The organism is Ochrobactrum sp. BTU2, from assembly GCF_024539785.1.
GTDB classification, from domain to species: Bacteria; Pseudomonadota; Alphaproteobacteria; order Rhizobiales; family Rhizobiaceae; genus Brucella; species Brucella anthropi.
In genome coordinates this window covers 678,319-703,852 of record NZ_JAHWRG010000003.1, presented here as the reverse complement: position 1 = coordinate 703,852, position 25,534 = coordinate 678,319, and the positions used below count along the sequence as shown (strand labels likewise).

Sequence of the window (25,534 nt, the reverse complement as noted above, 5' to 3'; positions counted from 1 at the left end):
GACAATCCATAAACTGTCATCCAACCGTCATGTAGGGCGGGTATCGGGAATGCGCGAGCACCGGAATCGACCGGGGGCGTTCGCCGGACCTTAAACAGGGGAGTCAAACAATGCTTGCTTACACAGCGCGTCTGCTGTCGCTTTCGACGGCAATCGCCGTTGCCGGGGTTTCCATCGCCGCTGCTGAACCGTCAGCCGAACTGATCGCCGCTGCCAAGGCAGAAGGCGAACTGACCACCATCGCACTCCCGCATGACTGGTGCGGCTATGGCGAAATCATCAAGAGCTTCAAGGACAAGTACGGCCTCAAGGTCAACGAACTGAACCCGGACGCCGGTTCGGGCGATGAAATCGAAGCCATCAAGGCCAACAAGGACAACAAGGGCCCGCAGGCTCCTGACGTCATCGACGTCGGCTTCGCCTTCGGCGCATCGGCCAAGAAGGACGGCCTCATCCAGCCTTACAAGGTTGCAACATGGGACGAAATTCCGGACAGCGCCAAGGATGCTGAAGGCTACTGGTACGGCGATTATTACGGCGTTCTGGCCTTCGAAGTGAACAAGGACATCGTCAAGGACATCCCGCAGGATTGGGAAGACCTTCTCAAGAGCGACTATGCCAACTCTGTTGCGCTTGCAGGCGATCCGCGCGTTTCCGCACAGGCCATCCTCGGCGTTCATGCCGCCGGTATCGCCCGTGGCGGTGAACCGGGCGAAGCTGCAGGCAAGAAGGGCCTTGAATTCTACAAGGAACTGAATGCCAACGGCAACTTCGTTCCGGTCATCGGCAAGGCTGCCTCGCTGGCACAGGGTTCGACCCCGATCGTCGTCCGTTGGGACTATAACGCTCTCGCCGATCGCGACACGCTCAAGGGCAACCCGGAAATCGAAACCGTCATTCCGAAGTCGGGCGTCATCGCTGGCGTGTATGTTCAGGCAATCAGCGCCTACGCACCGCATCCGAACGCTGCGAAACTGTGGATGGAACACATCTATTCGGATGAAGGCCAGCTCGGCTATCTGAAGGGCTACTGCCACCCGATCCGCTTCAATGCAATGGCGAAGGCTGGCAAGATCCCGCAGGAACTGCTCGACAAGCTGCCGCCGGCAGAAGCCTATGAAAAGGCTATCTTCCCGACCCTGGAACAGATTGAGGCCGCACAGACCACGATCACCAAGGAATGGGACAGCGTCGTGGGCGCAAACGTTCAGTAAGGACCTGTAAGCGCCAAGTACACACTTGTCGCATCGAACACATATCGCGTCGGCCTTAGAGCGCATCCCGAAAAGTGTGAAACGGTTTTCGGAAAAGATGCGCGGTGCAGAACAAAAGTTGAGATACATTGATCTGGTTTATTCAGATCGGCGTATCTCAACGGTCGGCGCGATATCAAAGCGGCTTTCATCTGAGCCGCCGGTCCTCTTTTCCAAACAGCGTCTCGCTCTTTGGCAAACAGGATGCGCAGTTCAAAAAGAATACTAGCTATTTCCGGCAGGGGCGAATGGCAGCCTGCCGATCGCAAAAAACAAGAACAAAAGTCGAAACGGTTCTGTCAGTTCCGTTCTGGCGGGAACCGGTCTAAAGAAAGAACGTATGAGTTCAATAGCCGAAACATCAGCCCCCAGCGGAGTGCGCAAGCGCCGACTTCCGTTGTCATGGCTTGGCGTGACACCGTTTTTCATCTTCGCCATTTTGTTCCTGATCTGGCCGACGATGTATCTCATCATCGGTGCATTTCAGGACCCGGCCGGAAACTTCACGCTCCAGAACATCCACGATCTGTTCCAGCCGCAAATCATGAGCGCGTACTGGGTATCGATCAAGGTCAGTCTCGCATCGGCCATTGGCGGCGCGATCATCGGCTTCTTTCTGGCCTGGGCGGTCGTTCTCGGCAACCTGCCTTCGTGGCTGCGCCCGACGGTATTGACCTTTTCAGGCGTAGCATCGAACTTTGCAGGCGTGCCGCTTGCCTTCGCCTTTCTGGCGACACTGGGGCGAACCGGCTTTGTGACGATCCTGCTCAGGGAGTGGTTCGGTTTCAATCTCTATTCGACAGGTTTCAACCTGCTCTCCTTCTTCGGCCTGACGCTGACCTATCTGTTCTTCCAGATACCGCTGATGGTGCTCATCCTGACGCCCGCGCTCGACGGTCTGAAAAAGGAATGGCGGGAAGCCTCATCCATTCTGGGTGCGACTACCGCGCAATACTGGCGCATGGTGGCCTTCCCGATCCTGTGGCCGAGCCTGCTCGGCACGACGCTTCTGCTGTTCGCCAATGCCTTCGGCGCAATCGCAACCGCCTACGCTCTGACGGGTTCCTCGCTCAACATCGTGCCGATTCTGCTCTATGCGCAGATCCGCGGCGACGTTCTGCATAACCAGAACCTCGGCTACGCGCTGGCACTTGGCATGATCGTCATTACGGGTGTTTCGAACCTCATCTATATCTGGCTGCGCATTCGCGCCGAGAGGTGGCAGCGATGAAAAAGAAAGGCATTAATGCCCAGAAGATTGGGGCCTGGATCGCCTTCCTGATCGGCGCAATCTACTTCCTCGTCCCACTGATCGGCACGTTCGAATTCTCGCTGCGTATGCGGCGCGGCGAATATTCCTTCGATGCCTATCGGGTCGTGTTCTCCGATCCGAACTTCCAGGCCACCTTCGGCTATTCGATTCTGCTTGGCTTGCTCACCATCGTTTTCGGTGTTCTCCTGGTGGTGCCTACGGCCTATTGGGTGCGCCTGCGCCTGCCGCAACTGCGCCCGGTGATGGAATTCATCACGCTGATGCCATTGGTCATTCCGGCCATCGTCATCGTGTTCGGTTACTTGCGCATCTACAACTCGTCATCGTGGCTGCCGTTCACGGCATCCACCCGCGCGACCGACCTGCTCCTGATGTTCGGCTATATGACGCTGTCGCTGCCCTATATGTATCGCGCTGTCGACACAGCGATGCGCACGATTGATGTTCGCACGCTGACCGAAGCAGCCCAGAGCCTCGGCGCGGGCTGGGGCCGCATCATGTTCAAGGTGATTTTCCCGAACGTCATCTCCGGTGTGATGAGCGGTGCCTTCATCACATTCGCCATCGTCATCGGCGAATTCACGCTAGCTTCGCTTCTGAACCGTCCGGCCTTCGGTCCCTACCTGCAGCTGGTCGGCGCAAACCGCGCCTACGAACCGTCAGCGCTGGCGATCATTTCGTTCGGCATCACGTGGCTCAGCATCATCATGCTGCAGCTCGTCTCGCGCCTCAATAAATTCAAGACAACCGCCGGGTAACATTCATGGCTTTTCTCAACATCAAAAACCTGAAAAAGAGCTTCGGCGCCAATACCGTCGTCCACGATTTCAACCTCGCCGTGAAAAAGGGCGAATTCGTTTCTTTCCTCGGTCCATCGGGCTGCGGCAAGACAACCGTTCTTCGCATGATCGCCGGTTTCGAAGCACCCGATAACGGTGCCATCGAAATCGACGGCAAGGATGTGGTCGATCTCAAGCCCAACCAGCGCAATATCGGCATGGTGTTTCAGGCCTATGCGCTCTTCCCGAATATGACGGTGGCGCAGAATGTTTCGTTCGGCCTGCGCGTTGCCGGAAAGCCGAAGGCGGAAATCGACGCCACCGTGCAGGAGATGCTCGGCCTCATCCGTCTCGACCATCTGGCGGATCGTTATCCCTATCAGATGTCCGGTGGCCAGCAGCAGCGCGTGGCACTGGCCCGCGCGCTTGCCACCAAGCCGCAGGTTCTTCTGCTCGACGAGCCTCTATCGGCGCTGGATGCGAAAATCCGTATATCCTTGCGCGAAGAAATCCGTGCCATCCAGCAGAAGCTTGGCATTACCACCGTCTTCGTCACCCACGATCAGGAAGAAGCGCTGTCGATTTCCGACCGCATCGTGGTCATGCACGAAGGCCGCGCCGACCAGATCGGCTCGCCGTTCGACATCTATAACCGCCCTGCCTCACGCTTCGTGGCATCTTTCGTCGGCACACTCAACATGCTGGAAGCCTCGGTTAGCGAACCCGGCAAGAACAGCATCGAACTCGACGGCCGCACCATCACCGTGCAGGAAAAGCTCGACCATCATCCGAAGGGCAAGCCTGTCACATTGGCCTTGCGCCCGGAAGCTGTCAGCCTCGAAGCACGCAAGAGCCACGATACCTCGCTGGATGCGACGATCGAGGACGTGCACTTCCTCGGCTCTGTCATCCGTACACGTGTGGCACTTGGCAAGAACCGCCTGTCGTTCGACACGTTCAACGACCCCACCCAGCCTCCGCCGCAGCGCGGTGACAAGGTGACGGTGCATTTCGCCTCGCATGATCTGCTCGTGCTGGCAGATTAAAATAAAAAAGCCGCCCGATGGGTGGCTTTTTCAATTATAGCGAATTTTATTCGCCCCAGGGACCGTGGAAATCACCATCCTTATCGATACGCTTGAAGCCGTGCGAACCGAAGAAGTCGCGCTGGCCCTGAATGAGATTGGCCGTGCCGAGCGCCTGCGTGAAGCTGTCGAAATAGCTGAGCGCTGAGCCAAGCGCTGGCAGAGGCAGGCCAGCGAGTGCCGCCTTGGCGACGATCTGGCGAAGGCCCTTGGAAGCCTTGCTCATGCGTTCGACAAAAGCAGGTGCCAAAAGCAGGTTGCGGCTTTCGCTGTCTTCAAAAGCATGGGCGATATCGTCCAGAAGCTGCGAACGAATGATGCAGCCTGCGCGCCAGATGCGCGCCGTTTCGGCAAGCGGAATGTTCCAGCCATGCTCCTGCGAGGCGGCTTCCATCACCGCGAAGCCTTGAGCATAGGCAGCAATTTTGCCAGCAAGCAGGCCCTGCTCCAGATCGGCAAGGAATTTAGCCTGATCGGAAATGTCGAGGCTGCGCGAACCCGGCTTGTAGGCCTTTGCGGCAAGCTCACGCGTAGCCTTCAGCGAGGACAGCGAACGCGCGGCAACAGCGGCTTCGATTGCCGTTGCCGGAACGCCAAGCATCTGCGCTTCGATGGCCGCCCAGCGGCCAGTGCCCTTCTGACCGGCTTCATCGAGGATCATGTCGACCATCGCCTTGCCGGTTTCCGGATCGGTCGCTTTCAGCACCTTGGCGGTGATTTCGATCAGATAGGAGTTGAGCGGGCCTTCGTTCCACTTCTCGAACACATCACCGATGGCCGGAGCCGAAAGCCCGAGGCCGTCCCGCAGGATGCCGTAGATTTCGGCGATCATCTGCATGTCGGCATATTCGATACCATTGTGGATTGTCTTGACGAAATGACCGGCGCCATCCGGGCCGACCAACGCGCAGCAGGGCTCGCCCTTATATTTGGCGGCGGCAGCAAGCAGGATCGGTGCGATGCGCTCATAGGCTTCCTCAGTGCCGCCGACCATCATCGACGGGCCATGGCGTGCGCCTTCCGCACCGCCGGAAACGCCCATGCCGACAAAGGTCGGGTCGTTGGGGCCAAGTGCCTTCAGACGGCGCACCGTATCGCGGTAATCGGAATTACCGGCGTCGATCATGATATCGCCCTTCTCAAGATAAGCCTTGAGGCGGGTGGTTTCGGCATCCACGGGAGCGCCTGCCTTGATGAGGAAGATGATGGGACGCGGCTTGCGGATATTGGCAGCCAGATCCTCGAAAGTGGGGCAAGGGATGATCTTGTCGCGCAGCGGGCCAGCCTTTTCCATGAAGGCTTTGAGCACAGGCTCATCACGGTCATAGACGGCTACCGTGTAGCCTTTCTCGGCTATGTTCAGCGCCAGGTTGGAGCCCATGACGCCAAGGCCGACCATTCCGATATCTGCTTTTTCCATTTTGTGCCCTTCAGAAATGCAACCGACCGGCCGTCGTCTAGACACATGCAGAACATCGAACGCCGACAAGCCGAACCGATAAGAATAGGCTGCAGCCGGATTTCGGCAGCAGCGCATGTCAATCTGTATCCTATTGTGGGATGATCTAGGGCATATGACGCAAAGTTGATAGACCTCCCATGACGAAAATCACCGGTTTTGCCCGTGGAAGCGTCTGGTTAAATCGGTTAGCTCACCCCAAAAACCTGTATTTCACGCACTTCACACCCGTTCCAGCTTGCGATGCGGCAGCGGCGGCAATTCGACAATTATCGCGTCATCCGCCTTCACCGTGCCGCCTGCAAGAACGACGGTCATGATGCCGGACTTGCGAACAAGTTCGCCATCGGGCGTGCGATCCAGCACAGCATCGAGAAGCCCGGTCTGGAAATTCTCTATCTGGGAGCAAGGGTTGCGCAGGCCCGTTGTTTCCAGAACAACCTCGTCGCCAATTCGGATCAAAGCGCCCTGCGGCAGCCCCAGCAGATCGACCCCGCGCGTGGTGACGTTCTCGCCAAGATCTGCGGGCGCGACATCAAAACCCTTTTCCGCAAGCTCGTCGAAAAGCTCAGCATGAATGAGATGCACTTGCCGCAGATTGGGTTGCGTCGGGTCGGCCCGCACGCGTGAACGGTGCTTCACCGTCACGCCTTGATGCGCGTCGCCTTCGACGCCGAGTCCTGTGACGATGCGGATTTCCGGCACAACCTGCTTTGAAAAACGATGCTCGCCATCCCGCGCCACAGCCACGACAAATCCACGCATCACGTCCACCTCCCCTGACAGGATAAACAAACTTCGTTAGCCGCATTAGGGGCTGTCGGGTATTAGGTTTCGGGCGTGGCGTGAGACGGATTTTGTTCCTGAACAGGAGGACAGACCGCGGTGGAGTAATTCTCCACAAGGGCTGTTCGACGCATTCAGGGAGAAAATCCGCCACGTCCCGAAGGGATATGGTGAAAATGGCCCAGTTTCGCGTCGCAAAACCTTGATGGAGAACTACTCCACCTTCGGTTTTGCTCCTAAACCTGTGCAATTTTCATCCATACCGCGCTCCAAAACTAATACTCGACAGCCCCTACATGGGTTATATAGCACCTGTATGAAGCGGTGGGGCAAGCACGTGAATCGCGACAAGCAGGTAAAAACGGATTTCCGCTGGGGCATTTGGGGCACAGGCACGATAGCCGCCGCCTTTGCTGCCGATATTCAGGCAAGTACCGGAATGCGCGTTACCGCAGTCTGCTCGCGAGCATCAGAGACCGCCGGAACATTCCGGCGACGTATCGGCGCCGACAAGGCGTTTGGCGATTCAGGTGAATTTCTTTCCGACGCCGATATCGATGCCGTCTATATCGCGACCCCGAGTGCCATGCATGTGCTGCAGGCCATGCAGGCAATCGCAGCGGGCAAGCCCTGCCTGATCGAAAAGCCGCTCTCGCTGGATGCCGCTGGTGCACGCCAGATCGAAGCTGCGGCAAAAGCAAAAAACGTCTTCGCCATGGAAGCCATGTGGAGCCGTTTTCTGCCAGCGATCCGCGCTGCCAAACAGCATATCGATAATGGTCGCATCGGCACCGTGACGCGCATCGAAGCCGATCTTTCCTATATCCGTGCCTACGACCCGCAAAGCCGCTTCTTCAGCCCGGACCTTGGCGGCGGCGCAGCATTCGATCTGGGTGTGTATCCGGTTTCGCTTGCATTGTATTTTCTCGGTCTGCCGGATCATGTCGATGGCCGCTGGCAGCGCGCCAAAAGCGGCGTGGACATGCGCACCGAGTTCCAGCTTGGCTGGCAGGGTGCCACGGCCAGCCTCTCCTGCGGCTTCGACCGCGACGGCGACAATCGCATGCTGATCGAGGGAACCAGGGGCACGATCCTGATCCACGCGCCGTTTCTGAAAGCCCAGAGGCTGACCCTGTTTTCAGCCTTTGCGGCGCGGTCGTCGCTCGGGCCGAATGGCGGCAAAGGCTTTGTCGGCAAGGTTATGAACCGCCTGTCTCTGCCGGGCCGCACAATCGAAACTTATGCCTTTTCCGGCAACGGGCTGCAGTTTCAGGCCGAAGCGGTCCGCGATGCGGTGCGCAGCGGCCAGATTTCCAATGCGATCATGCCACTCGACCAGAGTGCAGCCGTTGCCGATATCGTCCGCAAGGTGCTGGCTAGAGCATGATTCCGAAAAGTGGGAACCGGTTTTCGGATAAAATCATGCTCAAACAAAAGTTTAGAGCGGGATAACAATTCAACTTAAAAACATCACGCTCTAAAGGCTAGAAGCTGCTTCTCATCCTGTAAGGCTGTGCATTTTCGCCAGCATTGTTCAAGGCAAGTGCGATTTCAGTGATATGCAACGCCACATCACCGGAAAAGAATGCTTTGTCGCCGGTTTGGATAGCCCGAGCCTGATCGGCAATACCGCGCACGAAATCGATCTGCGAAGGATACATCGGCAGCGACCGCTTGTCGGCCTTCGGATAGGAGAGCTTTTGACCGACGGTCGGTTTCCATGACAGGAACTTGCCGATGCGCATTTCCAGAATACCGAACAGGCGCGCCAGAAAACGGCGTTTTTCTTCCGTGCGCTCAAGACGGACAGCCGAGCGATTATCCCAGAGATCATCCACCACAATCGAGCCCTTGTCGGCAACGATTGTCAGGCTGCGATCCTTCGGCATCGCAAGCCCGGATGTGAGGCGTGCCACCAGCCCCGACCTGAAAACAAGACAGCCAACCGAAAAATCGGGCGCCATATGCAGATGTTCGGTCCCCGGCCCCTTGTTGGGAAAGGTTATGGCGGAAAATGCCGAAACGCTCTCGACCGGGCCGAACAGCGACACCAGCCATGACAGCGCATAGCCTGCATGCTCCAGCGTACAACCGATCTCGAACTCGTGCAGGCCCGGCCATGGCGCACCAGACTGCGAACGCCAGGTCGACCATTTGTCACGAAACACCGGGCCATCTTCCATTTCGGCATAAACCAGCCGCGGCATGCCGATGCCGTTGATCACGCTTGCCACCAGACGATAGGCTTCGCTGAGGCCATTTGCCGGGGCTGCCGCCAACGTGAGGCCGGCTTGCCGTGCAAAAGCGACCAACGCTTCCGCATCCTCATAATTCATAGCCAGCGGTTTTTCGGAATAGACATGTTTTCCGGCGGAAAGCGCTGCATGCGAGATTTCAAAATGGCTTTCAGGTGTTGTCAGATTGACGACGATCTGCACGTCTGGATCGGCCAGCACGGCCTCGAAACTTTCATAGGCGCTAACTGAATAGTGCGCGCAGAACGCTTTCAGTCGCTCAGGTGACCGATCATAAACCCCGCGCAGCTTCAGCTCGGGATAATTGCGCAGCGTGGTCATGTAATAGTCGGCAACAAACCCGGTCCCGACGATTGCGATATTCATGAAGTGGCTCCGGCTACCCTTTTAGGAATGATAATTTTCGCAATCAGTCTGAGGCCGAAAATCGCAAAGACGAGCGTAAGCCAGACCGGGTCCATGCGGCGGAAGAAAAAACTTTCCAGCATGGCATTCAGCGTTCCGAAGAACACGATCATCAGGAAGAAATCGGCAAGCAGCAGATTTTCGCGAACCGGACGGCACCGCACATAATTGACCAGCGGCATCACGATGATGACCAAGATCGCGCAGATCAGCGCCGGAATCCCCATCGATACCGCAATATCGAGATAGCCATTGTGTCCATGCACGATGCCGCGCACATCCCAATCCAGATAATAGGGATTCGCCGCCTCTTTCACGATTGGCGTGCCCCAGAAGCTTTCATAGCCGAAACCGGTCCAAGGGCGATGGGAAAGCGCCTCAACGGCAAAGGCCCAGATGGAAGTGCGTCCGGTGAAGGTCGGATCAACATCAAGCTGCAGAACGAGCTGGTGCATCGGCTCGAAAAGAATCGTACCGAAGGTGAACAGCGCGAGCAGAAACTGGATCGTGAAAACTGCCACTGGCGCAAGAAAACGGAGACCAAAAATGCCGGGGCCGATCACGAGCAGCATGGCGAGCGGCACCAGTGCCGCAGTGGTTTTCGATCCGGTCTGCGAAACGAAGATCAATGCAGAAACCGCAATCAGAAAACCGCTTACGCGCCAGCCGCGCCGCCACAGATAGACACCGGCAAAGGCAAAAGCGGCCATGACCGGACCGGCAATGTTCTTGTGCGTGAAGACACCGCGCCAGAGATAGGCGTTTTGCGGCTCCAGAGCGTCGGCGCCGTGTGTCCCGAGATTTGGCAGGAGGAGGACGCCCGCATAGGAAATGACAATCACGACCGAAGCCACCGCGACCAGCATCGACGAATAGGCATCGCCATCCTGTGGCAGGCTCAAAACAGCGATGACGGTCAGAATGCCGATCATCGTCAAAAGCACGCCGCGTATGGCGGTTGACGGATCGGGGCTTGCGAAAACCGATGCGAACAGGAAGGCGAACATCAACAGCCATCCGGGGCTGACGATTTTGACCACTTTTTTCGGGTCGGCAAACATCGCAAGCGACAGAAGCGCCACCGCGCCGAGGCAACCGAAACCAAGCTGATTGATGACGTCGCCGCCGCCCGATGCGGCACCGTCGGCTGCGGCACTCAGCGGATTGAACGGGCGGAATGAAATCAGAAGGATGCAGAACGTTATCGTGGCGATAACAAGCGCAATCGTACGGATCGTCGCCCGCATATCGGTTTGCGCTGCAACGTCGGAGCGGGTGTCAGTTCTTGTCCGGGTTGCGATACTGCTCATTCAGATATCCAAAATGGGCCATGACCCGGCCCAACCCGATATGGATGAAATAGGTCCCGACCGGCACGAAGCGCGCCGCGAATCCGCGCCGCAGCGCCTTGATTGGAGAATAACCCAGAAGTGCAACGCTTTTCAAAAAGACACGGACCTGACCGAAAGGCTCGTCCTTGCGCTGGCGCTGTTCGATCAGTGTCGACAGAACACCGTTGCGCAAGCCGCGCGCCGTGATCCAGTCGCTCTCCAGCCGCCGCGCCGGAATGGTTTCACGGACAATGCCTTCATTGCACCATGCGATATTAAAGCCCTTGGCCCGTGAACGATTGATGAAATCTGAATCGCCGCCGCCGGTGAAGTTGAACTTCAGGTCCATGAACGGATAGCCAATGGCTTCCAGAACCGGACGCGCAATGAGCAGATTACCGGATGAATAGATGATCGGAACCGGGCCGGTCTTGTTATAATGCGGCAGGAAGACAGGATGTCGCGCCCATTTTTCTGCGCCCGGCTTTTCAAAGATCGGATATTGCGGGCCACCGACGAGGCTGGCGTTATAACGCTCGGCAGTGGCTACCATGTTTTCGATCCAGGCCGGATCAGCCAGTTCATCGTCATCGATGACGATGACATATTTGAAGTTCGGAAAGTAGGTCATCGCCGTCAGCCAGCCCGCATTATATGCGTTGCAGTTGCCGCGATGGGATTCGACAATCAGCATGCCGGTATATTTTCCGGCCTCGAACTGAGGCGCCGCAACCTTGGCGCCTTCCTGGTCCTCCGCCTCGTTCTCGATCACCACGACCGCGAAGCGGCGACTCGTGACCTGAGCATTCAGCGTATCCAGCGTCCGGATGACATGCTCCGGACGGCGGAACGTCGGCAGCGTTACCACCACCTCGACTTCATCGAAACGAAGCCCAGGAGTTTTAGCAATTACTTGTATATGACTAGGTAAATCAGACATAAACGCTACCGGATATTTCGAACTTCTATATTTGTTTATCCGCCACTATTGAAAAACATTTAAAGAAAAGTTCACCGCAGGACTATAAACACTGGTCAAAACTATCATAGAGCATACCGACCCGAAATGTTAAGGGTTTTAAGATGAATAATGCATTAGGAAAAGCTTGAGCGCGCACCATTATTTTTGATGCTGCCAGCGCGAAAATGATTGTTCAGGAGTTGAATTGCCGTCCCCTCACCTTGTTTTCGTGACATCGATTGTTCCGCACGGAGTACCGACCACCGGCTATGAAGTGGCAAACGCCGCCGTGGTCGACGGCTTGCGTCGTTCGGGAGCAAAGGTGACCGTCCTTGGCTTCACATGGCCGGGCGTGAAAGCCGATGCTGCAGATACTGTCGTTCTGGGCGAAGTCGAAGTACGGACCGAAGGCGCGGGTATCAAGCGCAAGATCGGCTGGGTGCTGAAATCCTTCCTGACCGGCCTTACGGTTTCCTCGGCGAAGCTGCGGGTGATACCAGCTGAGACACTGCGCGCGGCCATCGCCAAGATCGGCCCGTTCGATGCCTATGTGCTGAACGGCGTGACCTTGCCCGGTGCATTTGAAGACATCTTCAAGGACAAGCCCTCGCTGTTCGTGGCGCATAATGTGGAATATCGCTCTGCGGAAGAAAACGCCGCCGACGCAGGAAGTTTCATCCAGAAATTCCTGTTTGGTCGCGAAGCCCGTATTCTGAAGGGATTGGAAAGCCGTCTCATCGGGAATGCCCGCTTCGTTTTCACTTTCGCCGAAGATGACGGACCGGCGCTCGGCCTCGGCCCTGATCGGTTTGCGACAATGCCGCTCGTCACGCCGGGCGGAATGCAGGCCGCGCAGCAACGCCCGATGAAATACGACCTTGCCCTGATCGGCACATGGACATGGCACCCGAACCGCATCGGGCTCGAATGGTTCCTGCGCGAGGTAAAGCCGCAACTTCCAAACGATATTTCCATCGCGATTGCAGGCAACACGCCCGCCGATCTGATTGCTACATGGTCGGGTGTGGGGTCCAATATCAATTTCGTCGGCAAGGTGCCGGACGCGACTGAATTTGTCGAAAGCGGCGCGCTTGTACCGCTCATCAGCCGTGCGGGAACCGGCGTGCAGCTCAAGACCATCGAGACATTCGAACTGGGCATGCCAAGTGTCGCGACATCGCATTCCGTGCGCGGTATCGGCAATATTCCGGACAATTGCACCATTGCCGACGACCCGAAGGCATTCGCTGCGGCAATCGTCGAGCGCATTGAAAAGATAAGGTTGGGGGATCGCCAGAGACTGGACGGCAAAGCCTTTACAGGGTCACAAATCGAAGGCATGGACCGCGCAGTTGCCAGAGGTCTGCAAGCACTTCATGGCGAAGAGAAAAATACGGACCAGGCATGATGCATACCGAAAATGTCACTTACCGGAATATCCTTGGCGTGAAGGTCGCCTGTTTCGACTGGGCCGGCGCCTTTGCCTTTTTCGAGAACCGCATCAATGAAGGCCGGTTCATGAAACAGGGTTGGCTCAATGCCAACAATTCCAACATTACGGATACCGACCCAGCTTACCGCACTGCATTGCAGGATTTCCTGATCCTGCCCGACGGTGTGGGCGTCGATATTGCAAGCAAGGTCGCCTATGGCAGCAAGTTCCCTGCAAATCTCAACGGAACAGACTTCATTCCGGGCCTTCTGCAGCATATGAAACGCCCGCTGAAGGTTGCACTTCTCGGTGGCGGTCCGGGCGTTGCCGCCGATACCGCGCAGCTCTTCATGCAGCAGATACCGCACCATGAATATCGCGTCATTTCCGACGGCTTCTTCAAGCCCGCAGATCTCGACAGCATTCTCGGTCAGCTCAAGGAATTTCATCCCGATATCCTGCTCGTCGCCATGGGCGTTCCGCGCCAGGAACTCTTCATCGACAAGCATATCACGGCGGAGCATTGCACGGTGGCGAGTGCGGTCGGCGCGCTGTTCGATCTGCACACGGGTCGTGTGCAACGCGCCCCGCACTGGGTGCGCAAGATCCAGATGGAATGGGTGCACCGGCTGCTACAGGAACCGCGACGGCTCGCAAAACGCTATCTCATCGGCAATCCCGTATTTCTGTGGCGCGTTGCCAAAGGCTGGATGAAGGGAGAACCCCGGTGAAAACCGCAATCGTCACAGCCAGTTGGGATCAGGATTTCGAGCGCTGCAAGCTGCTTTGTGAAACCATAGACAAATATGTCAGCGGTTTCACGAAGCACTATATCCTTGTCGACAGCAAGGACGTTGCCCTGTTCCGCAAACTCGAAAGCACTCAACGCGTCATCATCGATGAACGCGATCTGCTGCCCTCATGGCTCCACGCCTTCTGGGACCCAACCTATCTGTGGCGCAGGCGCGTTTGGCTCTCACTCAGAACCAAGCCGCTGCGCGGCTGGCATGTGCAACAGCTGCGCCGCATCGCACTTGCCGGTGCCGTGGAGGAAGATGGATTTCTCTATACGGATTCCGACACGGCTTTTCTGCGTCCCTTCGATTGCGGCACACTCTGGCACCACGAAAAGCTCCGGCTTTTCGTGCGCCCCAATGCGCTTGCAAACCCGGAATGGCCGGAGCATCCAGTCTGGGCGGCCAATGCGGCAAAGCTGCTCGGCATCAGGAAAGGAAAAAGCGGGCTGAACGACTATATCGGCCAGCTCGTCTCATGGCGGCGCGATAGCGTGATTTCCATGTGCGAAAGGATCGAAGCCCATACCGGACAACATTGGGTGGCAGCCCTTGGCAATATACGTCGTTTCTCCGAGTGCTTCATCTATGGTCGCTATGTCGATGACGTCCTGCACGGCTCCGGTCACTACAGCGACACCCATGATCTGTGCCGGATGCAATGGTTCGCACCACCACCGAGCGAAGAGGAATTTCGCACCTTCATCGCGGAAATGGAACCGCATCAGGTCGCCATAGGCATGCAGTCCTTCCTCGGCCTTTCGGTCGATGAGATTCGGCGGATTATCGGAGCCTAAATCTCAAACACGTTTTGCCGGCAAACGAATGCTCGTATAGGTGAAAACCAGCGACAGCAGATAGAGCCCGGCGAATACGACGTTGAGGCCGAGAATCCAGTCGTGATTATCGGCATAATTCACGAGCAGAAGCCAGACGAAGAATGCCTTGGCAGCGGTCATCAGCACCATGCTCAATGTCCTCAGACCGGACTGGCCGCGCGCATAGAGAATTTCGGTCTGATACTCGATGAGGTTGCGAAAACCCGGTACGAGCAACACCAGCGGCAGCAGCCCGACAATCGGGGCAACGCTTGAACCGAGTGCGTTCGGGAAGATTTGCAGGAACACGACCATAGCGCCAAGACCTGCCACCGAGACGGCAAAGACTGCAAATTCCAGCCCGGCGCGGATGCGCAAAGAGGACAACATGTCCGGCGTACGCATAAGCTTTTGCACCAGCATCATGTTGAAGGACCGCACAGGCAAAGCTGTCAGATCGACAAGCCGCATGATGATCGCATAAAGACCCGCCGTCGCAGGCCCGCCAACGGTCAGCACAAGAAGCTTGTCGAGCTCGGCCTGAATATAGAACAGCAGTTCGGCCCCCATGACTGCAATCGCATCCGAAAGCCGCCGCATATAGAGAACCGGTTTGAAGCGGAGCCGGATAGACGGATAGAATTTCAGCGCCGTCAGCAGCGCAACGCCATTGGCCGCCGCATACCACCACGCCCAATGGGCGATGTCATGAACACTCGCCAGCCACATGAACAGGACAGCCGCCACAGCGCGCGTGGCTGTTCCGAAAATCACCAGCCCCGCCGATATGCCGAACCGGCGCAGGCCATTGTTGACGATGATGATGATTTCCGTCGAACGCCAGAGCAAGGCTTCCGCAAATACCACCACGGCAAAAGGCAGAAATGAAATGTCGCGGCTGAAAAAGACGAAATAGACCAGCCAGGACGCCAGTGCGAACAGTGGCAGGGAAACCAGAAGAGCGACAAGAAAACCCGCCGTATAGATGCCGAGCAGGCGCGGCTTCACTGTCGATATGCGATAAAGCGGCGAACTGAAGCCCAGAGAAACGATGCGTGACAGAACCACGCCTGTGCCCGACGCAGTGGCAAATATGCCGAAATCACCGGTCGGCAGTGTGTTTGCAAGCGCAATGAAATAGACAAGCGAGACGACCAGCCTGCCAGCGGATCCGGAAAACAGGGACAGGTAATCGCGCACCATTCCGGCGTTATTGCCTGACAGTTTCCGGAGCGCTTTCGCTATCAACAGGGAGCCTCGCCTATCATAGTCTGGTGCATGTGCCTGTTCGTTGGAACGGAGGCATAATCGGGGTTTAGCTAAAAAGACTTAAACTCTTCTTTGCAAGCTCAAAGAGTAAACAAGCAAAAGCTAAAGTTGCAGATTCAAGGAATTGGCACTTCACCTCGACATTATTTTAACGTTTTGTTTTCTATAAAAAATTACATTCGGCCTTGAGGTGCGAGCCAATCGGATTCCCGTTTGGCATGCGGAAGCCTTGGCTTATGGATTTCAAAGCAGCCGTTGGCGCCGGAAACGGTTGAGACGGCTTACAGACACGGACGATTTCGGCAATGAGCGATCACGAGGAGCGCAGAAAGGCGGGAGTTGAGAAACCTCTTCTCGCATTCTCCGACGCTCGCCCCGCTGGTCGTTTTGACAGCGAAACCGCACCACCCTGGACACCACCGGCGACGCCGGATGAACGCGCCGCGTTCTTTCGCCAGCACGATCATGCTGCGCAGGAAACACCAGAACCGGCGGAACCTGTTCTCGAAGAGGAACTGGATGATGCCGATGTCGCCGAGCTGCAAAAGCGCGTCGCGCTGATCGAGGCGGAACTGGAACGCAAGGTTCAGGAACGCGAGCGCCGCAAAGTCACAGTCGAAACTCCCGTTCCAACGCCAGAGCCGACCCGCGCGCCGGCCCCGGAGCCGATCAAGCGCCAGCGCCCTGTCATTGACGGACCGGCACCTGATGCGGAATGGAAACCACTGATCGATCCGCGCATCGCTATCGACGTGCTGCGGGGATCGCGCAAGCTACTGCTTGTCAGCACACTACTGGGTGGTGTGGTCGCCGCGCTCTATGCATTGTCCTTGCCGCAGATGTATGTCGCATCGACGGATATTCTGGTCGATCCGCGCAATATCAAGACCGTTGGAGACGAACTGACGCCAGGTCAGCTCCCGACCGATGCGTCACTTGCCGTTGCGGAAAGCCAGGCACGCATCATCGATTCCAGCAGTGTGCTGCTGAAAGTGATCGACAGGACCGAACTGACAAAAGACCCCGAATTCAACGGCACTCTGGTTCCGACCGGCATTGCCGGGCTGTTTGCACAGATCAGGGATATGCTGTCGCCCAAAAAGGCAAGCGACAGCCAGACACTGCAAACCCGCGTCCTGTACAATCTGCACAAGAGCATCGCCATCGGTCGCGACGCCAAGACCTTCATCTATTCAATCTCGGTGAAAACGCGTGATCCGCAGAAATCGGCATCGCTTGCGAACACGATCAGTTCCGTGTTCCAGAGCGAGCTTGCATCCGTGCAATCCGATGCTGCACGGCGCACCTCGGACGAACTGTCGAACCGTCTTGCCGATATGCGCGCCAATGTCGAACAGGCGGAGCGCGCAGCAGCTGATTTCCGCGCCTCACGCGATCTCGTCAATGTCGACGGCAAGCTGATCAGCGATAACGACCTGACCCGGCTCAACGACCAGTTGACCAACCAGCGCGCTGAAACAATGCGGCTTCAGGCCCGTGTGCAGGTACTGAACAGCGCCACATCCGACAGTGTTGTATCCGGTACCTTGCCGGAAGATCTGCGTTCCAACACGCTGACCGCGCTGCGCGCGCAATATGCGCAGGCGCGCCAGACGGCAAGCGGCCTGTCCACCCAGCTTGGGCCGCGCCATCCGGCACTCATTCAGGCACAGTCGCAGGCAGGCACGGTCCTGAACGACATCGATGCCGAATTGCGACGCATCCGCTCCTCGTTGCAGGTCGAGGTCGCCCGGTCCACGCTGCAGGAAAAGGACCTCACTGCCCGCCTGGCGCAGCTAAAATCGCAACAGGCGAACAATAGCGGCGATCTGGTGAAGTTGCGTGAGCTTGAGCGCGAAGCCACAGCACGGCGCTCGGTCTACGAAGCCTTCCTCCTGCGCTCGCGCGAGACGAACGAACAGGAAGGTCTGAATACGGCCAATGTCAGGGTTTTGTCGGAAGCTCGCCCGCCGCTCGATCCCGCAGGCACATCGCGCAAGCTGATCGTCATTGCCGGGCTGATTGCAGGCTTCCTTGCAGGCCTTGCAATCACAGCCGTCCGCAACTTCGGACGGCTGCTGCGTCTATCTTAGAGCGCGTTTCGATCTGATTGGATCAGATCGGCGCTCTATCTCTTTGTTTTGACGCGCATCTTTTCCGAAAACCGTTTCACACTTTTCGGGATGCGCCCTAATTCACGCGGACTGCCGCAAAGAGGTCTCAACGCGCGGCACCTTGCGCCCGCTGGCACGCAGAATGCCGTGCGCCCCGTCAAGATGGCCGGGCTTCAGCTCCAACGCCAGAAAGCGACGCTTTTCATAAGGGCCGGGCATGGCAAGCTCGCCGGTCTTTTCAGCGGTGAAGCCGAAACGCTCGTAGTATTCCGGATCGCCGACAAGGATGATCGCGCCATGGCCGCGGTCTTTTGCTTCATCGATCGCACGACGCATCAACGCCGAACCGATACCGCAACCGGCAGCGAACGGATCGACCGCCAGCGGGCCGAGCAGCAAGGCAGGCACCGGAAAGCCGAAAACATCGAGACCGGCATGGACATTCCATAGCCGCACAGTACCTGCAAGCAATCCGTCTTCGCCAAGCGCGGCAAAAGCCAGACCGTCCGCAGGCAGGCGACCGCGACGCAGCTTTTCCGATGACTTCCGGCGACGGCCTTCACCCATCGCGCGATCCAGCAGCGATTCACGCGCAAGCACGTGCTCCAGCGTTTCGCCCGCTATTGTGAAAGCCGGAGCGACGATGGTTGCAGTATGTTCCTGAATTTCCAGAGTTACATTCATGACATCTATCCCCGCAAAGCGGCAGCAGCACACCCCACCCAGCGCCTTGCAGCACTGGGCGGATTGAGAGGATCATTCGGGACTTTTGAAGATATGATCTAATCCGAAAATCGGTTCCCACTTTTCGGGATCATACCAAGTCTGAATGATCAGATGACGTAGGATCGGAGCGGTTCGAAGCCGTTGAACGCCACCGCCGAATAGGTGGTGGTGTATGCGCCCGTGCCTTCGATGAGGATTTCATCACCGATGGTCAGCGAGACCGGCAGCGGGTACGGCGTCTTTTCATAAAGTACGTCCGCGCTGTCGCAGGTCGGGCCAGCCAGCACGCATGGTTCGGTTTCGCTGCCGTCATGCGGGGTCACGATCTGATAGCGGATCGCCTCGTCCATGGTTTCGGCGAGACCGCCGAACTTGCCGATGTCGAGATAGACCCAGCGCACATTGTCGTTGTCTGCCTTGCGCGAGACCAGAACCACTTCGGTCTTGATCACGCCTGCATTGCCGACCATGCCGCGACCCGGTTCGATGATGGTTTCCGGGATACGGTTGCCGAAATGCTTGGACAGCGCATCGAAGATCGCCATGCCGTAGGCCTGAGCAGTCGGCACGTCCTTGAGGTAACGGGTCGGGAACCCGCCGCCCATATTGACCATGCGCAGGACAATGCCTTCGTCAGCCAGGGTGCGGAACACCGATGCTGCATCGCCAAGCGCGCGGTCCCATGCAGAGAGGTCCGTCTGCTGCGAGCCGACGTGGAACGATACACCGTAGGAATCGAGACCGAGCGACTTTGCATGGCGCAGAACGTCGATGGCCATCGCAGGCACGCAACCGAACTTGCGCGACAGCGGCCACTCAGCACCTTCACCATCCGTCAGCACGCGGCAGAACACGCGGCTGCCGGGAGCGGCGCGAGCAACCTTCTCGACTTCTTCAACGCAGTCGACCGCATAAAGGCGAATGCCCAGCTCGAAGGCGCGCGCAATATCGCGCTCCTTCTTGATGGTGTTGCCATAGGAGATGCGGGTTGGCGTTGCGCCGGCTTCCAGAGCCATTTCGATTTCAGCAACCGACGCAGTATCGAAGCACGAGCCGAGCGAAGCGAGCAGGCGCAGGATTTCCGGCGCAGGATTTGCCTTCACCGCGTAGAAGATGCGCGAATAGGGCAAAGCCTTCTCGAAGCTCTGATAGTTGTCGCGCACGACGTCGGTGTCGACGACGAGGCAAGGACCGTCCGGACGGCGGGTGTTGAGGAAGTCGATGATACGCTGCGTTGCCATGGTCGTTCTCCCGCACGGCTTGATCTTGCCGTATTCTGGTGCGTAACCCCGAAAAGTTTCAGACTTTTCGGAAAGGATTACGCAGAAAAGGACTTAGAGAATTTCGCAGGTCCTCTTTGGACCAAGAGAAACTCTAAGGACAAAGTGTGCATGAACGCATCCGCCGTGAGGCCAGCCTTTGGAGGTGCTGATGTCACGCGAAAACTCATGCGGCGATGGAACAACGCTAAACCCGCGTTACTCCGCTTTGTCTGCCTTGGATTGGAATTGGAGAACCGCATCCGCACTTCTGGCAATGAAGGTGTGCCTCTTCAGTAATTTCGGCTTTTGGACAGCCGAAAGACACTAGAAAGGCCCGCACCGTCGTTGCTTCAAGATGTCCTCGATCTGGCGGTTGGCCAACAGATCGACTGGAGCGGTTAGGTCCAGGTACCGTACCGAATTCCTCACCATTCGAGGATCGGCGGACACCCACAGGCACGTGCGACTTTGGGCAAGCGCGATATAAGCGCAAAGTCGTGTCCATTCAATGACAAAAATTCCTCCGGACGAATTTATTTTGGCAGGATCGCGTTGAACGGCACGCTTGCCATTGTTCAATATAAGTGAAACATTCGCAGCTCAGACCTGCCTCGAAAGAGCGTAAATAGACCGTTAATTGCTGCATGTTGTGAACAATGGCCAGTTTCGATCCCTTCAACGCCATCATTGCAAAACCCGAAAAGTCACCCGTTCACACAACGGACGGACCGCTTAAAGGTGAACGGCTGGCCGTAAAAGACATTTATGACGTCGCCGGAATGGCGACCGGATGCGGGAATCCGCAGATCGAGGCCGAATCACCTCGCGCCGAAAGATCGGCTCCGGTGGTGGAGAAGCTCCTCGCCGCCGGTGCCGAATTTGTCGGCAAGGCGCAGACCGACGAGCTTGCCTTCTCCCTGATGGGCCAGAATTCGCATTTCCCCTATCCGATCAATCCGGCAGCACCGGACCGCGTTACCGGCGGCTCATCATCCGGTTCGGCAGCAGCAGTGGCGGGCAAACTCGCCGATATTGCGCTCGGCTCCGATACGGGCGGCTCCATTCGGGCACCTGCAAGCTTTTGCGGTCTCGTCGGCCTGCGCACCACCCATGGCCGCATTCCGCTCGAAGGCATCATGCCGCTTGCGCCTTCGCTCGATACGATTGGATGGTTTGCACGCGATATCGACCTTTACGACCGGGTTGGCGATATCCTGCTTGGCGACGATACTGAAGAATTCAGGCTGACGCAGCTTCTCTATATGCCGGTTCTGGAACAGCTTCTGCTCGGTCAGCAGGAAACAGACGCCTATCGCACCATGTTCGCCCAAGTGCGACCGCACTTCTCGGGTCTCAAGGCGGCGAGCCAGCCGACGCTCTCGATAGACGAACTCTATCTGGTCTTCCGCCACATACAAGGCGCGGAAGCCTGGGCGACACACGGCGGCTGGATTTCCTCCGGCGATCGCAAGCTCGGCCCCGGCGTCGCGGACCGTTTTGCCTTCGGTGCGGAAATCGCCGCTGATCTCGTTGCCAGCCAGCGTATGCGCCGGGCACAATTCACGCAGGAACTCGAACAGATCGTCGGCAATGATGCCGTGCTGGCGCTACCGACCGTACCGGGTGCAGCTCCGCTGGCAAAAGAGCCTTTCGAGACATTGCAGGCCTATCGCGAACAGGCTTTGCGCCTGCTTTGCCTTTCGGTACTTTCCGGCCTGCCGCAGATCACATTACCTTTGGGACAGGTGCAGGGCGCACCTTTCGGGATTTCCTTCATCGGACCACGCGGCAGCGACCGGGCGCTGATCGGGCTGGCCAAAAACATCATCGGGAAGCGGGGCTAGACCATGGACACACTCACACGTATGCGCGCCTTCATCGACGTGGTCGAGGCGGAAGGCTTTTCCGCCGCTGCGCGAAAAATCGGACGTTCCAAGGCGCTTCTTTCCAAATATGTGCGGGAATTGGAGGACGAACTCGGCGCACGCCTTCTCAACCGTACCACGCGGCAATTTTCGCTGACCGAAGCCGGTCACACCTATTATCACCGAGCGGTGGAGATCATTCGCGAGATCGACGCGCTGCAGGATGCTGTCAGCGAAACCAGTTCTGACGCGCGCGGGCGTATCAAACTGTCGGCCCCGCGCACTTTTGCCGATGCCGTCATTGGGCAGTCGCTGATCGACTTTTGCCTCGCCCATCCGGACATTGTGCTCGATGTGCGGCTGGATGACCGTTTTGTCGATCTTGTGGAGGAAGGCTTCGATCTTGCGATCCGCATCACGCGTTTGCAGGATTCTTCCCTCATTGCCAAGCGCCTGTCGCCATTCCATTCCATCCTGTGCGGCGCGCCCGAACTCATCTCCCGCGTCGGCAAGCCCGAACGTCCGGAAGATCTGGCCGATCGGCCTTGCATCATCGACACCAATGCACGCTCGCGCAACAATTGGCATTTCCGCAATACGGATGGCTCGATGATGACAGTTCCCGTCAACGGTCCCATCGAGGTGAACAGCCCCGTCGCCACCAAGAATGCAGCACTCGCCGGGCTTGGCTTCTGCATGCTGCCCGCCTTCATCGCCGAAGAAGAAATCGAGCGCGGCAGGCTGGTTGCGTGTCTGGATGAATTCATCGTGAAGGATGGCGGCATCTATGCCGTCTATCCACATCGGCGCTATCTGCCGGCAAAAATCCGGGCATTGGTCGATTTTCTGACCCAATGGTTCAAGGAGCGGGAATAGAATGCATCCTGAAAAGTGTGAAACGGTTTTCGGGACTAAGATATACGATAAAGCAAATAGAACGTCGCACTTTCGCCGCCTTCGGGCATAAGCGTGGGAAAACTCTAACGGAAAGTTTTATGCTGGTTTCGTCGTCTTGGCTCAAAAGCAGGTTCGTTCGGTCTGCCGCAGCTGCACTGCTGGCCGGTCTCGTGCCGACGGCTGCGCTCGCTCACCCGCATGTCTTTGCCGACGCACGACTGGAACTGACCATAGCCCCCGATGGCACAGTGCAACAGCTTGCGCATGTCTGGCGTTTCGATGACGTTTTCTCCTCCACCGTCCTGATGGAATTCGACAAGAATGGCGATCTGCAGCTCGACAAGAATGAATTGATCGACCTCGGCCATGTCATCAACGGCTCGATTGCCGAGTTCAAATATTTCCAGACTGTTCTGGACGATGGCAAGGACGTGAAAATGGCGAGGCCGACCGACCTCGCAGCAGATTTCACCGACAATCGCCTGCTCATCATCTTTACGAGCAAGCCTGAAAAGCCGTTGAAACTCGCCCCCGGCCACAAGGTCAGCTTCGGCGTCTACGACCCGACTTTCTATACTGCCATCGATTACATGAACGACAGCGATCTGGTTGTGAAAGGCCTGCCCGCAGGCTGCACCTCCAAGGTCGTGCGCCCCAATCCGGATGAAGCGCTCGCCCAGAATCAGGCGACACTGACCGATGCCTTCTTCAACGATCCGGCAGGCACGGACATGTCGAAAATATTCGCGACCCGTCTTGAGATAGACTGCGAACCGAAAGGGAAAACAGGCTGATGAGAAAACCGGCTACCTTCATTCTAACTCTTTGCCTTACGATGATCGTTGCGCAGGCCTATGCGCAGTCATCGCTCGGTATCGGTGCGAATGAGGTGGCGATGAAGCCAACCGGGCCTTTCGCGCACATCATTCTCTGGATGAACGAACAGCAGCGCTCGTTTTATCTCGCCATGACCAATGCGTTGAAAGCCATGCGTGAAGATCCTTGGCAGGCTTCGGTTCTGGTCGGACTTTCCTTCGTCTATGGCATTTTTCATGCGGCAGGGCCCGGCCACGGCAAGGCAGTCATCTCGTCCTACATGATCGCCAACGAAACGGCGCTGCGGCGCGGCATCTTCCTGTCGTTCATTTCGTCGCTTTTGCAGGCGATTATGGCCATCGCCGTGGTCGGTCTGGCATGGTTCCTGCTGCGTGGCACCGGCATTTCCATGAATCAGACCGCGCGCTACATGGAAATTGCAAGTTTTGCGCTGGTCCTGTTTTTCGGCCTTTGGCTTCTGGCGCGCAAACTACCGCTACTTTTCAAGAAGCAAGACGATGCAAGCCCCAGCCCGGCCTCGTCGCTTTTTGCCGCAGCACCCGAACCGGCAATGGCTTCCGGTCCGGCATGGCAGGGCAGTATTTCGCAGACCACGCGCGCGGCGGCTGCCACCAGCACAGTAAAGCTCAATTACAAACCCGCAACCGCTGCTGCATCGGATCATATCTTCATTGGCGAGGGCGATGTGTGCGCCGCGTGCGGCAACGCCCATATTGCCGATCCGTCGACGCTCGGCGACGACTTCAACTGGAAAACGGCGTGGTCGGCGATTTTCTCGGTGGGCCTGCGTCCCTGTTCGGGTGCGCTGATCGTGCTGACGTTTGCGCTTTTGAATGGCCTGATGGTCGGCGGACTGCTTTCAGTCTTCGCCATGGCGTTCGGCACATTCATCACCGTGGCTGTTCTTGCCACGCTGGCTGTCACAGCAAAAAACACGGCCTTGCGATTTGCAGGCAGCAATGCCATGTCCGGACGGCTGAAGGCGGCAATCGAAGTTGCCGCCGCCCTGTTCATCGCGCTGACAGGTGCGCTTTTGCTCAGCGCTTCGCTGGTTGGTTAATCCTTGTTCTGGCGGCGCGAGCGCAGCCAAAAAATGGCGAAGAAGCCCAGAACGAAAACTATCGGGAAGATAATCGCCGCGATTTGCGAGCGCTCGCCCAGCGCCAGCATGATGCTGGGCACGAAATAGGCAAGCACCCCGAAGCCGATCAGGATGATGGCGGCAGCAATTGCCGGATTACTCTTCTTGCGCTCAGCCAAGATCACGAAACTCCTCCAGCTTCTTCTTCTGCTGACCGTCACTATCAAAGTTTTCCGGCGCAAGCCATGCCTGATAGGCTTTCTTCAAGGCAGGCCATTCGCTGTCGAGAATGGAAAACCATGCCGTATCGCGGTTCTTGCCTTTCGCCACCATATGCTGGCGGAAGATTCCCTCGAACGAAAAGCCGAAGCGCTCCGCAGCCCGCTTGGACGGCAGATTGTCGTTGTTGCACTTCCATTCGTAGCGACGATAGCCAAGCTCGTCGAAAATATACTGCATGAACAGAAATTGTGCTTCGGTGGCGGCAGGCTTGCGCGAAATCAGTGGTCCCCAATAGATGTTGCCGATTTCAATCGCGCCGTGAGCGGAATCGATGCGCATCAGGGTCTGGCGTCCGGCAACCTTGCCGCTTGCCTTGTCGATGACGGCGAAAAACTGCGGGTCTTCGCTTTTCGCCACCTTTTCCAGCCAGGGCTCGAATTCCTCGCGGGTTGCGGGCGGAAACTCGAACAGCCACGTAAAGCGCTGATCCGCATCGGTGACCGAAGAAGCGGCGAAAAGTTCGTCCCCATGCTTCTTCGGGTCCAGCGGCTCCAGCCGCACATAACGACCTTCAAGCACTTTGCGTTCCGGCTTGGGGCGCGGCGTCCAGTTCTGCAAATCAGTCATGCC

The 25,534-nt window shown here is 57.3% G+C and carries 23 protein-coding genes; 13 read left to right on the top strand and 10 right to left on the bottom strand.

What is annotated here, in order from left to right:
* Positions 1–110 precede the first annotated feature (110 nt).
* The 4 genes from KWJ32_RS12165 to KWJ32_RS12150 all read left to right on the top strand — a co-directional run bounded on the left by KWJ32_RS12165 (position 111) and on the right by KWJ32_RS12150 (position 4,351).
* Positions 111–1,214 carry an ABC transporter substrate-binding protein gene (locus tag KWJ32_RS12165; protein WP_010660711.1) on the top strand — a complete coding sequence of 368 codons (1,104 nt, stop codon included), beginning with the start codon at positions 111–113 and terminating at the stop codon, positions 1,212–1,214.
* Between the two features lie 379 nt (positions 1,215–1,593).
* Entirely contained in the window at positions 1,594–2,484 is an 891-nt protein-coding gene (locus KWJ32_RS12160) for an ABC transporter permease subunit (protein ID WP_010660709.1), read from the top strand.
* Positions 2,481–3,284, top strand: a complete 804-nt coding sequence (locus KWJ32_RS12155) for an ABC transporter permease (RefSeq protein WP_010660708.1) — start codon at positions 2,481–2,483, stop codon at positions 3,282–3,284. Before KWJ32_RS12160 ends, KWJ32_RS12155 begins: the two co-directional genes overlap by 4 nt.
* A 5-nt stretch (positions 3,285–3,289) precedes the next feature.
* Positions 3,290–4,351, top strand: a complete 1,062-nt coding sequence (locus KWJ32_RS12150; protein ID WP_010660707.1) for an ABC transporter ATP-binding protein — start codon at positions 3,290–3,292, stop codon at positions 4,349–4,351.
* 46 nt (positions 4,352–4,397) lie between these two features.
* On the opposite strand, the gene gndA is transcribed toward KWJ32_RS12150, so the two are convergent.
* Both gndA and KWJ32_RS12140 read right to left on the bottom strand, forming a co-directional pair.
* Positions 4,398–5,810 carry an NADP-dependent phosphogluconate dehydrogenase gene (gene gndA, locus KWJ32_RS12145; RefSeq protein WP_012093528.1) on the bottom strand — a complete coding sequence of 471 codons (1,413 nt, stop codon included), beginning with the start codon at positions 5,808–5,810 and terminating at the stop codon, positions 4,398–4,400.
* A 261-nt stretch (positions 5,811–6,071) separates the two neighbouring features.
* Positions 6,072–6,614: an MOSC domain-containing protein gene (locus KWJ32_RS12140; RefSeq protein ID WP_012093529.1), complete on the bottom strand. Its 543-nt coding sequence runs from the start codon at positions 6,612–6,614 to the stop codon at positions 6,072–6,074.
* 358 nt (positions 6,615–6,972) lie between these two features.
* On the opposite strand from KWJ32_RS12140, the gene KWJ32_RS12135 reads away from it, so the two are divergent.
* Positions 6,973–8,022 carry a Gfo/Idh/MocA family oxidoreductase gene (locus tag KWJ32_RS12135; RefSeq protein WP_040128569.1) on the top strand — a complete coding sequence of 350 codons (1,050 nt, stop codon included), beginning with the start codon at positions 6,973–6,975 and terminating at the stop codon, positions 8,020–8,022.
* Between the two features lie 97 nt (positions 8,023–8,119).
* Here KWJ32_RS12135 and KWJ32_RS12130 read toward each other — a convergent pair whose 3' ends face one another.
* Genes KWJ32_RS12130 through KWJ32_RS12120 form a run of 3 tightly spaced genes read right to left on the bottom strand, consistent with a single transcriptional unit; the run spans position 8,120 to position 11,566 of the window.
* Positions 8,120–9,256 (bottom strand): Gfo/Idh/MocA family oxidoreductase, encoded by a 1,137-nt coding sequence (locus tag KWJ32_RS12130; protein ID WP_012093531.1) that lies wholly within the window; start codon positions 9,254–9,256, stop codon positions 8,120–8,122.
* Complete coding sequence (locus tag KWJ32_RS12125) at positions 9,253–10,605, bottom strand: O-antigen ligase (RefSeq protein WP_125334571.1); 1,353 nt, start codon at positions 10,603–10,605, stop codon at positions 9,253–9,255. The genes KWJ32_RS12130 and KWJ32_RS12125 overlap by 4 nt, the downstream gene beginning before the upstream one ends.
* Entirely contained in the window at positions 10,574–11,566 is a 993-nt protein-coding gene (locus tag KWJ32_RS12120) for a glycosyltransferase (protein WP_010660701.1), read from the bottom strand. The genes KWJ32_RS12125 and KWJ32_RS12120 overlap by 32 nt, the downstream gene beginning before the upstream one ends.
* Positions 11,567–11,792: 226 nt before the next feature.
* Here KWJ32_RS12120 and KWJ32_RS12115 point away from each other — a divergent pair, with 226 nt between their 5' ends.
* The 3 genes from KWJ32_RS12115 to KWJ32_RS12105 are packed head-to-tail and all read left to right on the top strand — an operon-like array spanning position 11,793 to position 14,610.
* Positions 11,793–12,995, top strand: coding sequence for a glycosyltransferase family 4 protein (locus tag KWJ32_RS12115; protein WP_012093533.1), 1,203 nt, complete (start codon positions 11,793–11,795; stop codon positions 12,993–12,995).
* Entirely contained in the window at positions 12,992–13,750 is a 759-nt protein-coding gene (locus tag KWJ32_RS12110; protein WP_114048172.1) for a WecB/TagA/CpsF family glycosyltransferase, read from the top strand. Before KWJ32_RS12115 ends, KWJ32_RS12110 begins: the two co-directional genes overlap by 4 nt.
* Positions 13,747–14,610, top strand: coding sequence for a DUF6492 family protein (locus KWJ32_RS12105; RefSeq protein ID WP_192800005.1), 864 nt, complete (start codon positions 13,747–13,749; stop codon positions 14,608–14,610). Before KWJ32_RS12110 ends, KWJ32_RS12105 begins: the two co-directional genes overlap by 4 nt.
* 3 nt (positions 14,611–14,613) lie before the next feature.
* On the opposite strand, the gene KWJ32_RS12100 is transcribed toward KWJ32_RS12105, so the two are convergent.
* On the bottom strand, positions 14,614–15,879 hold the full coding sequence (locus tag KWJ32_RS12100; protein ID WP_151691221.1) for a lipopolysaccharide biosynthesis protein: 1,266 nt from the start codon (positions 15,877–15,879) through the stop codon (positions 14,614–14,616).
* A 326-nt stretch (positions 15,880–16,205) separates the two neighbouring features.
* Here KWJ32_RS12100 and KWJ32_RS12095 point away from each other — a divergent pair, with 326 nt between their 5' ends.
* Positions 16,206–17,993, top strand: a complete 1,788-nt coding sequence (locus KWJ32_RS12095) for a GumC family protein (RefSeq protein WP_094515863.1) — start codon at positions 16,206–16,208, stop codon at positions 17,991–17,993.
* A 102-nt stretch (positions 17,994–18,095) separates the two neighbouring features.
* On the opposite strand, the gene KWJ32_RS12090 is transcribed toward KWJ32_RS12095, so the two are convergent.
* Together KWJ32_RS12090 and odc2 are read right to left on the bottom strand one after the other, a co-directional pair.
* Positions 18,096–18,698, bottom strand: a complete 603-nt coding sequence (locus KWJ32_RS12090; protein WP_094515862.1) for an N-acetyltransferase — start codon at positions 18,696–18,698, stop codon at positions 18,096–18,098.
* Between the two features lie 149 nt (positions 18,699–18,847).
* Positions 18,848–19,981 (bottom strand): ornithine/lysine decarboxylase, encoded by a 1,134-nt coding sequence (gene odc2, locus KWJ32_RS12085; protein ID WP_010660694.1) that lies wholly within the window; start codon positions 19,979–19,981, stop codon positions 18,848–18,850.
* A gap of 677 nt (positions 19,982–20,658) precedes the next feature.
* On the opposite strand from odc2, the gene KWJ32_RS12080 reads away from it, so the two are divergent.
* The 4 genes from KWJ32_RS12080 (at position 20,659) to KWJ32_RS12065 (ending at position 24,661) form a co-directional block, all read left to right on the top strand.
* Entirely contained in the window at positions 20,659–21,846 is a 1,188-nt protein-coding gene (locus tag KWJ32_RS12080) for an amidase (RefSeq protein ID WP_151691220.1), read from the top strand.
* Positions 21,847–21,849: 3 nt separating this feature from the next.
* On the top strand, positions 21,850–22,743 hold the full coding sequence (locus KWJ32_RS12075; RefSeq protein ID WP_010660692.1) for a LysR family transcriptional regulator: 894 nt from the start codon (positions 21,850–21,852) through the stop codon (positions 22,741–22,743).
* Positions 22,744–22,862: 119 nt separating this feature from the next.
* Entirely contained in the window at positions 22,863–23,558 is a 696-nt protein-coding gene (locus KWJ32_RS12070; RefSeq protein WP_010660691.1) for a DUF1007 family protein, read from the top strand.
* Positions 23,558–24,661 carry a nickel/cobalt transporter gene (locus KWJ32_RS12065; protein ID WP_012093540.1) on the top strand — a complete coding sequence of 368 codons (1,104 nt, stop codon included), beginning with the start codon at positions 23,558–23,560 and terminating at the stop codon, positions 24,659–24,661. Before KWJ32_RS12070 ends, KWJ32_RS12065 begins: the two co-directional genes overlap by 1 nt.
* Here the strand turns inward: KWJ32_RS12065 and KWJ32_RS12060 are convergent.
* Together KWJ32_RS12060 and KWJ32_RS12055 are read right to left on the bottom strand one after the other, a co-directional pair.
* Positions 24,658–24,867, bottom strand: coding sequence for a hypothetical protein (locus KWJ32_RS12060; RefSeq protein ID WP_010660689.1), 210 nt, complete (start codon positions 24,865–24,867; stop codon positions 24,658–24,660). The two genes, KWJ32_RS12065 and KWJ32_RS12060, sit on opposite strands and share 4 nt — an antisense overlap.
* The gene (locus KWJ32_RS12055; protein ID WP_012093541.1) at positions 24,854–25,531 is read right to left on the bottom strand and encodes a GNAT family protein; all 678 of its coding nucleotides are present in this window, start codon (positions 25,529–25,531) and stop codon (positions 24,854–24,856) included. Before KWJ32_RS12055 ends, KWJ32_RS12060 begins: the two co-directional genes overlap by 14 nt.
* Positions 25,532–25,534 lie beyond the last annotated feature (3 nt).

What these genes read in the sequence shown, in the direction of transcription:
- odc2 (WP_010660694.1), bottom strand. Translation starts at nt 19,981, where the DNA reads ATGGCAACGCAGCGTATCATCGACTTCCTCAACACCCGCCGTCCGGAC.
- KWJ32_RS12095 (WP_094515863.1), top strand. Translation starts at nt 16,206, where the DNA reads ATGAGCGATCACGAGGAGCGCAGAAAGGCGGGAGTTGAGAAACCTCTT.
- KWJ32_RS12150 (WP_010660707.1), top strand. Translation starts at nt 3,290, where the DNA reads ATGGCTTTTCTCAACATCAAAAACCTGAAAAAGAGCTTCGGCGCCAAT.
- KWJ32_RS12065 (WP_012093540.1), top strand. Translation starts at nt 23,558, where the DNA reads ATGAGAAAACCGGCTACCTTCATTCTAACTCTTTGCCTTACGATGATC.
- KWJ32_RS12110 (WP_114048172.1), top strand. Translation starts at nt 12,992, where the DNA reads ATGATGCATACCGAAAATGTCACTTACCGGAATATCCTTGGCGTGAAG.
- KWJ32_RS12125 (WP_125334571.1), bottom strand. Translation starts at nt 10,605, where the DNA reads ATGAGCAGTATCGCAACCCGGACAAGAACTGACACCCGCTCCGACGTT.
- KWJ32_RS12130 (WP_012093531.1), bottom strand. Translation starts at nt 9,256, where the DNA reads ATGAATATCGCAATCGTCGGGACCGGGTTTGTTGCCGACTATTACATG.
- KWJ32_RS12155 (WP_010660708.1), top strand. Translation starts at nt 2,481, where the DNA reads ATGAAAAAGAAAGGCATTAATGCCCAGAAGATTGGGGCCTGGATCGCC.
- KWJ32_RS12120 (WP_010660701.1), bottom strand. Translation starts at nt 11,566, where the DNA reads ATGTCTGATTTACCTAGTCATATACAAGTAATTGCTAAAACTCCTGGG.
- KWJ32_RS12070 (WP_010660691.1), top strand. Translation starts at nt 22,863, where the DNA reads ATGCTGGTTTCGTCGTCTTGGCTCAAAAGCAGGTTCGTTCGGTCTGCC.
- KWJ32_RS12080 (WP_151691220.1), top strand. Translation starts at nt 20,659, where the DNA reads ATGGCCAGTTTCGATCCCTTCAACGCCATCATTGCAAAACCCGAAAAG.
- KWJ32_RS12165 (WP_010660711.1), top strand. Translation starts at nt 111, where the DNA reads ATGCTTGCTTACACAGCGCGTCTGCTGTCGCTTTCGACGGCAATCGCC.
- KWJ32_RS12140 (WP_012093529.1), bottom strand. Translation starts at nt 6,614, where the DNA reads ATGCGTGGATTTGTCGTGGCTGTGGCGCGGGATGGCGAGCATCGTTTT.
- KWJ32_RS12055 (WP_012093541.1), bottom strand. Translation starts at nt 25,531, where the DNA reads ATGACTGATTTGCAGAACTGGACGCCGCGCCCCAAGCCGGAACGCAAA.
- KWJ32_RS12160 (WP_010660709.1), top strand. Translation starts at nt 1,594, where the DNA reads ATGAGTTCAATAGCCGAAACATCAGCCCCCAGCGGAGTGCGCAAGCGC.
- gndA (WP_012093528.1), bottom strand. Translation starts at nt 5,810, where the DNA reads ATGGAAAAAGCAGATATCGGAATGGTCGGCCTTGGCGTCATGGGCTCC.
- KWJ32_RS12090 (WP_094515862.1), bottom strand. Translation starts at nt 18,698, where the DNA reads ATGAATGTAACTCTGGAAATTCAGGAACATACTGCAACCATCGTCGCT.
- KWJ32_RS12075 (WP_010660692.1), top strand. Translation starts at nt 21,850, where the DNA reads ATGGACACACTCACACGTATGCGCGCCTTCATCGACGTGGTCGAGGCG.